Raw genomic sequence first — 13,001 nt, 5'->3', positions numbered from 1 at the left:
ACTATGAGAAAAGCAAGCAGGTCCCGGCGTCTTTTTTATGGCTTTAACGTTGTTCTATTGGCTTTGTTGTCCCTACTGTCTTTTTTACCGCTGCTTAATGTGGCGGCGCTATCGTTCAGCGGTGGCACAGCTATCGAACAAGGGAAGGTGCTGTTTTGGCCAGTTGACTTTACACTAGCCAGCTATGACTATGTCATGCAAAATGTGACCATCTGGCGCGCTTTCGGAATTACCGTTTTTATTACAGTATTCGGTACGCTGATTAATTTAAGTGCTACGTCCTCATTGGCATACCCATTGTCCCGAACGGAATATAAGGGTGCCAAATTGGTCCTGATGCTGGTGCTGTTTACGATGATTTTTCATGCGCCGCTTATCCCGAACTATTTGTGGTTGAAGCAGCTTGGACTGCTCAATACGGTATGGGTGCTGATCATTCCCGGAGCTATCAGTGCGTTTAATTTTTTTGTGACGAAATCTTTTTTTCAACAAATCCCTTCCGAATTAATTGACAGCGCAAGGATTGACGGCTGCGGTGAGCTGCGTATTTTGTGGAATATTGTATTGCCTTTGTCCAAGCCCGTTATGGCTACTATGGGCTTATTCTATGCCGTGGGACATTGGAATTCTTATATGGCTGCCGTGTTCTATATCAGCAAACGCGAGTTGTATCCTTTACAGGTAAAAGTACAGGAAATTATTGCGAATTCGAACATCATGACGGACGCAAGCCTGCTGGTCGATATGAATGATATTACACCCGACGGCATCAAGATGGCGGTTGTGATGGTATCTTCCGTTCCCATCATTCTTATCTATCCGTTTCTGCAAAAATATTTTGTCAAAGGCATTATGATCGGATCGATCAAATCCTAGCACCTAAAAATTTGACATGAGCCATAAAGAAAAACAATGTACGTAAGCACTCATAGACGTTATATTGATTCTGCAAGCGCTTTACAGCTACGCCATTCATTTTTCGGATAAAAAGAAAGGGGTTCGAACATGTTCACGAAAAAAATGACTTTTACCGCAATAGCATCGACTCTGGCTTTCGGAAGTTTGGTTGCTTGTGCCGGCCAAGGCGGGAATGCGCCAAGTGCTGTCGCAACTAAAGGACCTGTTACTTTCACGATGACGATGACGGGTCGCGGTACTTACCTGGAGACCATGTCCAACATTAACGAAGACAAATTCGTTAAAAAGCTTAAGGAATTGACGAATACGAATCCGAACATTGAGCTGATTTTGCAGAAGGACTACGAGCAGAAAATGATTTTGAAATTCAGTTCTGGCGATATTCCTGATGTAGTCATGGCCAATTCCATTTTCGGAAAAAATCTGGCGGGCGGCGTGCAGTCCGGTGTGTTCATGCCGCTGGACGATCTGCTCAATAAGTATGGTCAAAATCTGCTGAAAGTAATTCCAAAAGAAGCGTGGGATCGTGTCAAGTATCAAGGGAAAATCGTGGCCATCCCGGAGTTTCGTTCGATTCCTAACGGGACCTCGACTTATATACGCAAAGATCTCTTGGAAAAAGCCGGGTTACAAACTCCAAAAACCGTGGATGAATACATGAACATGTTGAGAGCTTTCAAGAAAAATGGAGCGAGCGAACCTTTCTTGGCAACAGATAAATTCGGTAATGGATCAGACGTATTTTTTGCTGCATATGACGTATTGCCTGGACAATTCGAGTTCGTGAATGGACAAGTCTTACCCAAGTTCTTTAAAACCGACGCTATGATGCAGGCCATACAGGTATACAAAACCATGCTGGACGAAGGCTTAATTAGCAAAGAATTTCCAAGCAATAACGGCAATAACTTAGCTCAAAACGTCTACAATCCGAAAAGCGGCATGTATTTGCTTGGAGCAAAAGATTCACTCAATATCGTGAAAAAACTGCAAGCCGCGATCCCGGGCTCGGACCTTATCCAAACCCTTGCACCTACAGGTCCCGACGGGAAGGGAGGTTCCCCTCTTAGTGATTCCATCGCCAGAACCTATTTGATCAATAACAAGGTATCTCCTGACAAGGCTGCAGCTATTATCCAATTTTTTGATTGGATGCTGACCCCGGAGGCCGAGAAGTTTTTCACATATGGTATCGAAGGTGATACCTTTAAAGTAGATAACGGAAATATCAGCTACAAAATCGCCGAGACTCCGGACGAAATTAACATCGAAGAATTCCGGCAAAAAACTCTCTGGTTCGTAAAAGATGATACCTTTACGAAATCGCTTGAATTAAACCCTAAGGGTAAGGCAGTTATGGATTTCATGAAAAATGAGCTGGTCAAGGAAGGACGGGATGGCATTCAATTTGACCCGCAGTTGGATGCACAGGCAAAAAATCCGGATCTTAGCGGAAACTTCCCACCACTTATTCTGGATCATATTGTAAAAATGATTTATGGTAAAGAACCGATCTCCGACTGGCCGAAGGTTATTGATGAATGGAAGAAAAAAGGCGGGGATCAAGTTATCCAGGAAGCCACAGACCGCTATAACAAAAAAGAAGGGGTTTACTTACCTCGCAAATAAAAAGCAGGAAAAATCTTTATTGAGATAGTGCGTTATAACGGCAAGCGAGCAGCAGTTTCCCCAACTGCTGCTTTTTGCTATTCAGGCGTGCCCAGAGGCACGCATATTCTAACCTCTGCATGAAAGCCATAAGATAGCCCGGTCATGCTGCCAAGATAAAACGATTTGGCTCATACCTCGATTGATTTCTCTTGATTTCACGGCACTTGCACCTCATAAAACACTGCTGCACTTGGCTTCAGTTGATTTATATAGACCCTTCCTTTATGCTCATGATATGTTAAAATCATATTAATAACCTATCACAGACCAATAAGTTCATACCATTTACTATTCACTTTAATTTGTAATATTATATTGTGGCAGCAAGTTGAATCTGCAGACCGGCAGCTATTGCAGGCGGTTAATAATTATGAATAAAGGTGATTTGTATGAATGATGACATAGGTGATTTGAAAAATATGATCCCGCATTTTATTCAAGTCGTACACAGAATCGTAACGCCTACGTGGGAAAATCAGAGACAGGTATGGCGCACACATTCTTTTATCCTGGTGTATGATGGTGAAGCTGTCATTGGCTGCAATGAAGAGCGAAAAGTTTCCAGAGGAGATTTGATTTATTTCAAACCTGGCGATGTAAGATGGGGACATACCTTTAAGGAAAACCCTATGAAGTGTTATGGAGTTGATTTTAAATATTCCTGCCTGGCGCATAATGATGGTGATGATGAAGAATGGATCAAAAAAGATATTCCCCTGCCCTTACAATCATTTACATCACTCGATGATTCCTATCTTCTATCAAGAGTCATCTACTTGTTTCAATGCCTGGCCAAGGAATGGGTTTCACCCAATACGTTCAGTAAAGTGTTCCGAGAAAGAGCATATTTCATGGAAATGCTGCATCTTCTATTCTTATGGAACTCGTCTAAACAAACGCTAAATTACGACAAAATAAGGAAGGTAGAGAAGGTAACTACGTACATATTGGAAAATTATGCCGATAAATTAAAGCTTAAGGATTTATCCGATTACATTCAGCTCAGCCATTCCTATTTACAGGTCATCTTCAAGGAGGTTACTGGAAGCTCGCCTATTGAGTATTTGATCAATGTTCGTATTAACAAGTCCAAGGAACTAATGAAGGAAGGCTATCAAAATATTAGTGAGATCTCGGAACTGGTTGGGTTTAACGACGCGTTTTACTTCAGCCGGTGTTTCAAGAAACTGGAGGGCATCGCGCCTTCGGATTACCAAAAAATGGAATCCTCCCAAAACCGATTAATTTAACAAAGCGGCCGCTAGGTGCACTCCACCCGTATTACTGGAGTGTACCTGATCTACCCGGTAAAACCAATCCTGGGATTGCAAAAAAGCGATTGATTCCCCGCCCATTTCGGCCAGCCAGCGGTTGAACAGCCCGAATGTAGGAGATAGGAAGGCGGTTACAATGCCGTAAATAATTACCCACGACAGAAAATGCCTTCCATAATATTAAAATCTTTAAAAGCGATCAGAAAACCATAAATCGGTACATAACGAAACAGAAAATACCATATAATGCCCGGCAGCATAATCAGATACAAGGATCGAAACCCCCACCACTTCAGCAGACGGGCTCTCCACTCCGCTTTGGGTTTGGACGGCGCCGTCAAGCTGCCGGAATGAAGCACTTTGGAAAAATGCTGCATACCCTGCTCCCCTTTGTGTGCGCTTTCAATTTGTTAAGTTGATTATAGCAACCCTCCCCCCGCGTTTATATTCAAAAAAAGTACAAAAATGTATACAAAACCGGTTTCTTTTGCAGTGGAATCACCAGCTTCGGGAAATAAGCGGGTCATCCTCTTTTCTGACATAAAAAATGGAGACGCAAAAAAGGCATACGTATACCGTATACCTTAATGGTTTCCAATGTTTCCCTGCGCAAATTAAAACCAACAAAATTAATAACTCAATCTGAGAAAGACCTAATTCCTAAATGCTCACGTAAGGTCTCCCCCATATATTCGCTTCTGAACAAGCCTTTTTGAACCAACTGCGGCACCAGCTTTTCAAAAAATATTTCCATGGATTTTTCTGAACCGCCTGGAAGGGCTATAAAGCCGTCAATAGCTCTAGCCTCAAACCGCTCAATAATATCGTTTAGCACATCCTCGACCGTTCCAACAGATACCCAATGAGCAGAACCGACAACCTCTGGTCGTGCCAGCACCTCTTCCACTGTAGGCTGATGCTTCGTAATATACCGGCGCAACAGCTCGGCATGTGTTCGGCTGCGGACAGGCTGGTTCGGATCGGGAAGCATATCGGCAGTTACGCGCTGATTTGAAGGGAATTCGCTTAAATCAAGACCCAGCACCGATCGGAGAGATGCATGTCTGCGCTCAATACTTAAATGTGCATGCGCGACGTTATGCAATTCCTGGGCTTCCTCGCGAGTGTCGGCCAAGAAAAAATATAAACCCGGCAAAACTTTAATGGTGTTCGGATCACGCCCATGTTCTGCGGCTCTTCGTCTCAGATCATTTCGCAATTCCACGCCCGATTCAATATCCGGCATTGCCGCAAAAATAGCATCCGCTATTGAAGAAGCAAAATTTCGTCCAACCTCTGAAGCGCCGGCTTGAAACAAAGGAAGAGTTCCCGATTTATGGGAAGATAAAGTAAGCGGTCCCTTTACACTGAAATAGTCACCGGAATGATGAACGGCAGCCACTTTATCCTTATCAGAAAATATGCCTGACTCGCGATCAATAATAATGGCTTCATTCGGGAAACTTTCCCAGAGCTTGCGTACAACATCTGTAAATTCCATGGCTTTCGTATATCTTTCTTGCGGTGAAGGCATAGGAGAATTACCGAAATTTTCAGCGCCTTCAATTGAAGTGACAATATTCCAGCCGGCGCGCCCATTGCTCAGCCAATGCAAGGTTTGCAGCTGCCTGGCAACAACATACGGCGGATTAAAAGTTGTAGAAACAGTCGTAACCAGTCCGATCCGCTCGGTTTCACGAGCAATCGCCGCAAACATCATAGTAGGGTCAGGGCTGCCGAAATTAGCGGAATCGCCCAGCATTTGCGGGCTAACATAAAGATAATCCGCCCTGAAAAGAAAATCGAGCTTGGACTTTTCCGCAATCTTTGCCCAATCAATGTAATAGTCAATTGAACCCATTTTTTCTACTCCGCTATCCGGGTGCCGCCAGCCTTCTCCTTTCATCCAGGTAGCATTCAAGGACAATCCAATACATAATTGTCTATTTGCAGTCAATTCTACCAACCTTTCCTGCTTCCATATTAACCAATAATGATTATCATTATCACTTATAATGTAACAAGGACTGAAGCAAATGCAAATACACAAATCACAAATGCCTTATGTATAATTATCTAATTCAAGCTTGCTGTTGAAATTCAATCAATATGATTATCTAATTTATTGGTGTATGCTGAGGGAGACATACCGAATTTCTTTTTAAATACTCTACTGAAATATAACGAATTGGCATAGCCGACACTGACAGCGATATCGCGGATGGTGAAATTGCCTGCATGTAGTAATTCACTCGCTCTTTCCATACGATAATTGATAACGTAATCGATTGGACGGAACCCCGTATATTTATGAAAGAAGTATGAGAAGCGTTTGGGATTCATCGCATGCAACTCAGCTAACTCGTCAAGTGTGAGCGGATTCATATAATGTCCGTTAATGTATGCAATGGCTTCCTCTATCACGTTTTTACTTGGAGATCTCTCATTCTCCCGATGTCTGCAACCGACCAGAACTTGATACATGATGCTTAAGAATAATTCCTTAACACGAAGCTTCCCAATCCCTCCATGCATGTGGGCATTCTGATGCAGCATAATCAGTAGTTCTATCACTCTCGGATTTGCTCCCGGTTCCAGCTTGAAATGAGAGTCGCATTCATGAATACAATTGACATCGGCTAATGTATCCAATTTATAAAAAAGTGAATAGTACTCTAATTCTGATTTGCCTATAACTTGCGAGTCCAACTGCATGCCTGGAGCCGCATGAAATACTGATCCTGGATGTAATTCGTAAACCGTTCCATTCACACGTAGTCTAGCTCCTCCACGAACGATAAAAAGAAATCCATGCTTGACGGTCCTAAATTCACGTAATATGCTTTTCGGCTGGATGATTAAACGATAGACCCCTTCAATATCGTAGGAATCGTTAGCAAATATTTCAGCTAATTTATCCAAAAATTTCATCGTACTGCACCTGCTCCCTGGCATCAAGTCAGTTGTTAATTATCGCCCATTCAGACTTTATTTTAATGACTACCTTTCCTTTGGCACTTCCGCTTTCAAGATATTGAAGCGCTAACCCTGCATCTTTGAAATTGAATTCCTTATCAATAAACTTCATCTCCGGGTTTAAATGCGTTCACCCTGCTGCCTACCTTGCTTCCCAGACAATGCATCCCATACGCTCATCAGTTGAGTTATGGCAGCATCAATGGCCTCATATGGAACGCCGTCCCGGGCTTGTTGCGAGATTCCTCGAAGAAATGTTTCAAATAAGGTAACCAACATGAAGATATCTGTAGAAACAGGCAACTCGCCATTTGCGACTCCCCGTTCTATACAATCTTTCATCCAACCATGAACCTTTTCTCGTTCCTTAGCTAGTATCTCTTGGATGTGCTTTTGCTCTGGTGAACAGTTTACAGTGGATAAAACCAACAGACAGCCCAGAGGGTGGGAGCTTTCTGTTTGCATTCGTGCCGATCGCCGTAATCCTTGCTCAATGGCTGCTCTTGATGTCATGCTTTTATCTCTGAAACTATCCGATACCTGTCCATAAGTAGACATATACTGATCTACTGCTTCGCGGAACAGCACTTCTTTGGATTCGAACGCCGCGTAGAAACTTGCCGCGGATATCCCCCCCATTACAGCACGCAACTGGGCAAGTGAAGTGGATTCAAATCCGTGTTCCCAAAACAGAAGCATCGCGGTAGCAACCGCGTCATCACGATTAAATGTGCGGGGACGTCCCGTTCTCGTCATATGATGACCTCCTTTATTAATTTTATACTAATCGATCCAGAAGTCCTTGACAAGAGAGTGTGATTAAACTTAATATGTGGAATGACCGATCCATAATTAAATTTGTCTTAAGGGGGAAACTAATTTGTCTCAATTATCATCAACCACAGATGTGGTCCAATCGGCTAATATCCCTGCTCGCCTCCCCTGGCTTGCATTGTTCGCACTAGCTATGACAGGATTTATCTGTATTCTTACTGAAACCATTCCAGCCGGCTTGCTGCCATTAATCGGGAAAGGACTGGATATTACAAAAGCGATGGCCGGGCAGCTCGTAACCCTATATGCGATTGGCTCGCTTGTAGCGGCAATTCCTTTCGCCATGGCTACAAGCGGGGTTAGGCGGCGTCCGCTGCTGCTCGCTATTATTGCAGTATTCTTGATATTTAACACCATTACTGCCTTGTCGACCAGTTATGCTGTGACACTTGCAGCTCGATTTTTTGCCGGTGTGGCTGCTGGCGCAGCATGGGGGATGATCGCCGGATACGCGCGGCGTATGGTACCAGATGCCTTAAAAGGGCGTGCCCTGGCAGTCGCGATGGTAGGTACGCCAATTGCTCTTACATTTGGAGTGCCGATTGGTACCTTGCTCGGTGACCTGATCGGTTGGCGAGCCATATTTGGACTGATGTCTTTTTTGACTCTTATATTAATAGTATGGGTGCTGTGGAAGGTGCCCGATTATCCTGGACAACCTGTAGATCACAAATTGACCGTCGGTCAGGTATTTGTTTTGCCGGGGATACGTCCGATTCTCATGGTGGTGTTTACCTGGATGTTAGCACACAATATTTTATATACGTACATTGCACCGTTTCTGGAGCCTTCCGGACTCTCAGAACGTGTCGATCTTGTCTTGCTAGTTTTTGGATTAGATGCCCTTGTCTCCATCTGGATTGTTGGCCTTTTAATAGACCGTAAGCTGCGTCTGTTGGTACTGCTCAGTTTAATCGGCTTTTCGCTTGTGTCCGTTGCACTGTGGATAGGCAGCTCATCGGCACTCGTAGTTTATGTGGCCGTGGCTCTTTGGGGACTTACCTTCGGCGGTGCAGCCACGCTGTTGCAAACCGCGCAAGCTGCGGCAAGCGGAGAAGAAGGTGTTGATATCATAATGCCCATCAATACTACTGTATGGAATCTGGCAATCGCTGGTGGAGGCCTTGCGGGTGGCGCTTTGCTGGAGTTTATCGGAGCACAGTCCTTTCCAGGATTCCTGTTGATTCTACTGCTTGTTGCATTAAGCATAGTTTGGAACGCGAAGAGACACGGCTTTCCTACAAAGAAATGAAGATTTATCTGTAAAGATCAAAAAACGCCTTTGCCACACAAGGGCAAGGGCGTTTTCATTTTCTACCAGCGGAGATTACTGCACAGCTTCGCCTTCATCGGTAATGCATAGCTTGCCCCCGATCCCTACAACAGGGTACTTTCTTTTCGATGCCAACTTACCCCATATTTATTCCGCCGTTTACATGTGTACAAGTACCTGTTAAGAACCTACTCTCCTCACTGGCCAGAAAAGTAATCGCACCTGACACATCATCCGGCACAGCCACCCGTTGTAGAGGTGTCATGGCAGCAATTTGTTGCTTGATCGCTTCCGGCGTATAACTCGACGCATCTGTCTGGACCAGTCCAGGTGAGACCACATTCGCCGTTACACCATATGGGGCATTTTCCAGCGCTACATATTTTGCAAACGCATTGAGCGTCGCTTTGGCGGAACCATGTGCCGCCATATAAGGTAATGCCACATCTGCTGCATTGCTGGATATGTAGATGATTCTTCCATATTTTTGAGCAATCATACCTGGTAAAACTGCTTGCGTTAACGTAAATGCTGCCTTCATCTCATCATTTAGCTTTTGGGTAAATTCCCCCCATTGCATCTCCATCAGCGGCTTCATCACGAAGGACATGTGTGCGTTGCTCACCAGGATATCGATGCTTCCTAATGTCGTCTGGATGTGTGACACAGCCTTCTCCACCTGTTCGGGGTCACGCACATCCGCCCTTGCCAGCTCAGCCTCCCCGCCGGCATTACGAATCCGATCCACGAGCTCCTGAGCAGCATCTACCTGCTGAATATAATTCACTGCAATCTTAGCACCCTGTTGAGCCAGCCGCAGCGCAGCCGCAGCCCCAATTCCTCGGGCTCCTCCCGATATAAAAGCTACTTTTCCATGTAAATTCATCATTATCATTCCTCCAATTTAATATCGCTTACTTCCTCGGCTAGAGCCGTTGTGCTGCCAGCATACCTACCCCAACCATCTGAATAAGACGAGAGATGTCGTTTTCTTAACTCCTCAGAAAATGGGCTTTCATGCCATTCAATTTACCACGACGGTTTCCATCCAGTAATTATACGAAAGTATAGTTTTTTTGCTTAACCTGGCGACCTCCAGGAACATCTAATGCAAAACAAGCTAACTCACGGGCAGCAACGCTGTCCTGAATTAGCTTGTTCTTTTAATCTATTCAATTACATCTCAGCACTATATCTATACTATGGGAGCGGTGTAAGACTTATCGCATCCATACCCATCCAGTATTTTCCTGCTGCTTCTGTGCTGGTCGTACCCGTCAGGATGAATTTGAACTGCTTCACACCGGACGTTCCGAATGTAACCTTGCCCAGATCCACCTCCTTAAAGGCTGGAGGCGATGCCAGCTGATTAACCAAATACTATTGCTTGAAAATCTCCTCCTGCACCTTTCTTTGCTCCTTTACAATATTGAAAATATCCTGAGGCAAGAAGGCGTTATCCTTATTATCCGTGTACCATTTTTTGTAAAATTCATCAATCTTTTTACCGCTGAACTTATCCCAGGCAGCCTGTGCATCCGTCACTGCCTTGTCAGGTGTATAGGAAGGTCCGCTTATGATCGACTTGGTCAATATATTCAAAATTTCTGTCACAGCATTTTGCGAATCAACCAGCAGCTCCTTCGGAACCGTCGGGAAATGCTCAGCATGAGTGATGGCCGGATACTGCCCTTTCTGTTCAAAAATCAGCTCGTAATACTGATTCATATTCGTCTTGAACATATCCTTGGCAAACTTCTCTTCTGGCTTATCCACATTGAAATTACTGGCTACATAAGAGCATTTCCCGCCTTGAGCTACGGAATAAACCATGTCAAAATCGAGACTTAAATATCCAATTTCCGTCTTGTTCTTGTCCAGATTAATCGCGTTAGGGCAGCCGTTCGCACCTTTATTCCAGTGAACGCCTTCCAGTCCGCTGATTAATGTAGTTCCTGCCTCAGGCTTGGATAGGAAATCGATGTATTCCATCACGGCTTTCGGATCCTTGGCCTCTCTATTGACGACAGCCGTCATTTGTACCGGGTTTGCCGTTCCCGGAATGAATTGGCCATTTGGAGATTTCGGGTAAGGAATCACCGTAATATCCGCTCCTGGTGAGTTTGTCTTGAGTGTAGCGTAATCGGTAATCCATAGGCGTGTCCATAGCTGGTAGCTGTTGGCCTGCACCAAATAAATGCCGGTTTTCCCATTCAGGAAATCCTGTCTGGCCTTCGCCCCATTCTTGTCGGTAATGAAATCCTTGTCTATTATGCCTTCGTCGAATAATCGTTTGGCAAACTCGACATACCCTTTGAAATTGCTCCATTCTCTGGACAGCTGACCATTATTAAGGGTATACGAGGTCAAAATTTTGTCGTATCCGGCTCCGAATATTTCATACAGATTGACGCCTATGTTCATGCCGTAGGTATCCTTCTTTCCGTTGCCATCCGGATCATTCTCGGCAAATGCCTTCGCCACCTGATAAAGCTCCTCGGTCGTTTTTGGTGTCTGAAGATTTAGCTTTTTCAACCAATCCTGACGGATTACCATAATATACTGCGGCATCGCTTCATTTAATTTACCGAACTCATAGATTTTCCCGTCGGCCTTCATCCCGCTTTTTTTCAGGGCTGGCGTCTGCTCCAGCAGCTTTTTGTATTCGGTGCTGTATTTGCTGATCATGTCATCCAGCGGCATTAATTGCTTTTGCTCATACAGGGGGTCCTTGATCGTCGGCTCATATTCAAATATGAGATCCGGTGCGCTTCCTGAAGCAAACAAGGTATTCAGCTTTTGCTTTGATTCCGTTCTCGGCACTGCGACGAAGGAGACGTCAGCAGGACCTTTTTCATTAATCCATTTGGTCCAGCGATTATTTTCTATCGTTCCTTCGGAAGCTGCTATTAACCCGCGATCATACACGGTAGTGCTGAGAGCACCTCGTTTGACCGAAGTACCTGTTGGGGTATTGGTCGCACTGCTGCCAGCAGGAGCATCACTTGGGGAGCAGGCGGATACAAGAGCAATGGATGCCAGAATAACACTGAACATCAAAGCTGTTTTTTTATCAAAATGGTTCATGGTTCGGCTGCCTCTTCTCTGTTTAATTAAAATCCTTGACCCTTCGGTGCGATTGCACCACCTCCTTCAAGTCATTATCAGCTTTTCGAATCAACCTTTTACCGACCCCAGCATGACGCCTTTCACAAAATATTTTTGCAGAAACGGATAAACCGCCACCATCGGGAGGATCAGCACAATGATTCCGGCCGATAGGATGCCCTGAGGAACAATATCTCCTGTTTGCATATCATTTTGCACCGTTTCCGTCAACAGCGATTGGCTTTGAATCATTTGCTGCACCAATACGGTAATCGTGTACTTGTCCGTCGAGCTGATATAAATGAGCACACTCATAAAAGAATTCCAATAATGGACCCCGTAAAACAGGATAAGTGTGGCGATAACCGGCATGGACAACGGAAGAATAATTTTCTGCAGCAGCCTCCACTCGTTGCAGCCGTCAATGCGCGCCGCGTCCTCGATTTCCATGGAAATGCTTTCGAAATAGCTGCGCATGATCAGCATGTTATAGGTACTGATCAAGCCTGGCAGCCAGATTGCTGCATACGTGTTAATCAGGCCAAGGGATTTAAGCGTCAGATAGGTGGGAATCAAACCTCCACTGAACACCATCGTAAAGATAATCAGAAGCGTATAGGTTCTTCTGCCAAAGAAATAGCTTTTGGACAGCGGATAGGCAGCACAGATCGTAAAAACCATTGAAAACACCACACCGCCCACCGTCATCTCAATCCCATTCCAAAGGGCCCGGGCAATACGTGTCCCATTAAACAACAATGAGTAGCTCTGCAGATTCCAATCAATCGGCCACAGCAGAACCTTCCCGGACTCGACTGCCAGCTTGCCGCTGAGCGAGATGGACAGCACATTCAGAACCGGAGCCAGACAAGTCATCGCGATTACAAACAACAGCAGGATATTGAACATACGTAATATTTTGTCACCTGAAGATTCACTCATCGTTA

12 protein-coding genes are annotated in these 13,001 nt (G+C 44.7%); 4 read left to right on the top strand and 8 right to left on the bottom strand.

The genetic code is table 11. The features are described from left to right. The first annotated feature begins 3 nt into the window (after window positions 1-3). The 3 genes from NST47_RS19520 (at window position 4) to NST47_RS19510 (ending at window position 3,839) form a co-directional block, all read left to right on the top strand. Complete coding sequence (locus NST47_RS19520; protein WP_341156607.1) at window positions 4-876, top strand: carbohydrate ABC transporter permease; 873 nt, start codon at window positions 4-6, stop codon at window positions 874-876. Between the two features lie 129 nt (window positions 877-1,005). Next, the gene (locus tag NST47_RS19515; protein WP_341156606.1) at window positions 1,006-2,547 is read left to right on the top strand and encodes an extracellular solute-binding protein; all 1,542 of its coding nucleotides are present in this window, start codon (window positions 1,006-1,008) and stop codon (window positions 2,545-2,547) included. A 431-nt stretch (window positions 2,548-2,978) separates the two neighbouring features. Continuing rightward, a complete protein-coding gene (locus tag NST47_RS19510; protein WP_341156605.1) occupies window positions 2,979-3,839 on the top strand; it encodes a helix-turn-helix domain-containing protein in 861 nt (286 codons plus the stop codon). A gap of 173 nt (window positions 3,840-4,012) precedes the next feature. Here NST47_RS19510 and NST47_RS19505 read toward each other — a convergent pair whose 3' ends face one another. From NST47_RS19505 to NST47_RS19490, 4 genes are all read right to left on the bottom strand, one after another. Continuing rightward, the gene (locus tag NST47_RS19505) at window positions 4,013-4,240 is read right to left on the bottom strand and encodes a hypothetical protein (protein ID WP_341156604.1); all 228 of its coding nucleotides are present in this window, start codon (window positions 4,238-4,240) and stop codon (window positions 4,013-4,015) included. Between the two features lie 260 nt (window positions 4,241-4,500). Next, window positions 4,501-5,820, bottom strand: a complete 1,320-nt coding sequence (locus NST47_RS19500; RefSeq protein WP_341156603.1) for an NtaA/DmoA family FMN-dependent monooxygenase — start codon at window positions 5,818-5,820, stop codon at window positions 4,501-4,503. A gap of 143 nt (window positions 5,821-5,963) precedes the next feature. Next, complete coding sequence (locus NST47_RS19495; RefSeq protein ID WP_341156602.1) at window positions 5,964-6,794, bottom strand: helix-turn-helix transcriptional regulator; 831 nt, start codon at window positions 6,792-6,794, stop codon at window positions 5,964-5,966. 165 nt (window positions 6,795-6,959) lie between these two features. Further along, window positions 6,960-7,595, bottom strand: coding sequence for a TetR/AcrR family transcriptional regulator (locus tag NST47_RS19490; RefSeq protein ID WP_341156601.1), 636 nt, complete (start codon window positions 7,593-7,595; stop codon window positions 6,960-6,962). A 211-nt stretch (window positions 7,596-7,806) separates the two neighbouring features. Between NST47_RS19490 and NST47_RS19485 the strand changes: the two genes are divergently transcribed. Further along, window positions 7,807-8,925 (top strand): MFS transporter, encoded by a 1,119-nt coding sequence (locus tag NST47_RS19485; RefSeq protein ID WP_445667472.1) that lies wholly within the window; start codon window positions 7,807-7,809, stop codon window positions 8,923-8,925. A 157-nt stretch (window positions 8,926-9,082) separates the two neighbouring features. Here the strand turns inward: NST47_RS19485 and NST47_RS19480 are convergent, their stop codons facing one another. The 4 genes from NST47_RS19480 to NST47_RS19465 all read right to left on the bottom strand — a co-directional run bounded on the left by NST47_RS19480 (window position 9,083) and on the right by NST47_RS19465 (window position 12,996). After that, window positions 9,083-9,835: an SDR family oxidoreductase gene (locus NST47_RS19480; RefSeq protein WP_341156599.1), complete on the bottom strand. Its 753-nt coding sequence runs from the start codon at window positions 9,833-9,835 to the stop codon at window positions 9,083-9,085. Window positions 9,836-10,146: 311 nt separating this feature from the next. After that, window positions 10,147-10,323, bottom strand: coding sequence for a hypothetical protein (locus NST47_RS19475; RefSeq protein WP_341156598.1), 177 nt, complete (start codon window positions 10,321-10,323; stop codon window positions 10,147-10,149). 3 nt (window positions 10,324-10,326) lie between these two features. Further along, a complete protein-coding gene (locus NST47_RS19470) occupies window positions 10,327-12,033 on the bottom strand; it encodes an extracellular solute-binding protein (RefSeq protein WP_341156597.1) in 1,707 nt (568 codons plus the stop codon). 90 nt (window positions 12,034-12,123) lie between these two features. Next, on the bottom strand, window positions 12,124-12,996 hold the full coding sequence (locus tag NST47_RS19465; RefSeq protein WP_341156596.1) for a carbohydrate ABC transporter permease: 873 nt from the start codon (window positions 12,994-12,996) through the stop codon (window positions 12,124-12,126). Between the last annotated feature and the right edge of the window lie 5 nt (window positions 12,997-13,001).

This window comes from Paenibacillus sp. FSL H8-0034 (assembly GCF_038000305.1).
Classification (GTDB): Bacteria; Bacillota; Bacilli; order Paenibacillales; family NBRC-103111; genus Paenibacillus_S.
The sequence above is the reverse complement of the archived record's forward strand: the minus strand, read 5'-3'. Positions and strand labels throughout refer to the sequence as shown.